Genomic DNA, 1,372 nt, shown 5'->3' with positions numbered 1-1,372 from the left:
GGCCGGACGCGGTCAAGGCCGTGCTCGACGAGGCCAATGCCCAGGTCGGTGCGGCCGATTACCAGCTTGCTTCCTTGTCCGGATCCGAGCCCCGTTCGGCGTTCAACGATCCGGGCACCAACGCCGCATCGCCGCGCGATGCCGTCGTTGCCCGCCCAGCCGGTTCCGATCCGGCCGCCGCGATCGGCGCCGGCGTCAAGACGACCCGCAAGGAATCGAGAGCCACTGCCCGCGACCTGAAGCCTGGCCCCAAGGCCATGGTGGTTGCAGCCGCACCGCAGGCGGCCCGCTGGGCATTGACCAGCAGCGAGCATGTCGCCGCCGTTTCAAGCGCGACGACGGCGCCGGGCTACGCCTACAGCATCGTGCACACGCCGCCGAGCGAGGTCTACACGGCCGGCTTCCAGCCGAGCAGCGAGGTGGCCGATGCCAATCGCTTCACCGGCAACGCCGTCAAGTTCATGTCGGTAGCCCGCTTCCAGACCAAGTAACCGACCAATCGATCGACAAAGCCGCGCCGGGCAACCTGCCGGCTTTTTGTTGCGCGGCCGCACTGCTCGCCGCTGGTCCGATCACGCCGGCCTGACATTGCCGTGATCGTGGAACTGCCCGGCTTTTCAAGGGTTTCTCCGGTGTTCGTTCAAACCCGGGGATATCCATGAAGAACATTCTATTGGCATCGGTCATCGCATTGGCAACCGCTTCGGCGGCCATCGCGCCTACGCAGGCCGAGACCGTTGTCATCAAGACCCACGACCATATGCACATGAAGAAGCACTGCAGGACCAAGGTGGTCACGAGCTGGAAGCATCACCACAGGGTGGTTGAAAAGGTCCGGGTCTGCAACTGATCAGCTTCGGAGCCGATTGGCAAACCCGGTCGACGCAAGTCGGCCGGGTTTTTTCGTGCGGTGAAGAAAGCCTTACTTTGCCAGCTTGCTCGCAGCGCGCGCCAAGGCTTCGATCTCGTCCCACTTGGCGGCCTTGACCAAGTCATCGGGCGCCACCCAGGAGCCGCCGACGCAGACCACGTTGGGAAGGCTCAGATAGTCGGCCGCGTTCTTGGCCGAGATGCCGCCGGTCGGGCAGAATTTCACATCGGCGAGCGGCGAGGCGAAGGCCTTCAGCGACGCGATGCCGCCCGACTGCTCGGCCGGGAAGAATTTCAGGAAGCGCAGGCCGGCTTCCCGCGCCGCCATGATCTCGCCGGGCGTGATGGCACCGGGCAGCAATGGAACATCGCTGCCGGCGGCTGCCGCCAGAAGCTCGCGGGTGATGCCGGGGCTGACGATGAACCGAGAGCCTGCGCTGGCGGCCTCTTCGAACTGACCCGCATCGAGGATGGTGCCGGCGCCGACGATGGCTTCCTCGAC

The 1,372-nt window shown here is 65.4% G+C and carries 2 protein-coding genes and 1 pseudogene; 2 read left to right on the top strand and 1 reads right to left on the bottom strand.

Going from position 1 to position 1,372, the window contains the following annotated elements; translation table 11 throughout:
- A pseudogene (locus tag EN943_RS37015) lies at positions 1-491 on the top strand (peptidase M15); the annotation flags it as partial.
- Positions 492-658: 167 nt separating this feature from the next.
- Positions 659-850 carry a hypothetical protein gene (locus EN943_RS37010; RefSeq protein ID WP_027038211.1) on the top strand — a complete coding sequence of 64 codons (192 nt, stop codon included), beginning with the start codon at positions 659-661 and terminating at the stop codon, positions 848-850.
- 72 nt (positions 851-922) lie between these two features.
- Here EN943_RS37010 and eda read toward each other — a convergent pair.
- Positions 923-1,372 (bottom strand): bifunctional 4-hydroxy-2-oxoglutarate aldolase/2-dehydro-3-deoxy-phosphogluconate aldolase (gene eda, locus EN943_RS37005; protein ID WP_127416613.1); only part of this gene is annotated, 450 nt, incomplete at its 5' end.

It is taken from the genome of Mesorhizobium sp. M7A.F.Ca.US.006.01.1.1 (assembly GCF_003997935.1).
Taxonomy (GTDB): domain Bacteria; phylum Pseudomonadota; class Alphaproteobacteria; order Rhizobiales; family Rhizobiaceae; genus Mesorhizobium.
Note: the sequence above shows the minus strand (reverse complement) of the source record. Positions and strands in the feature narration are given on the sequence as shown.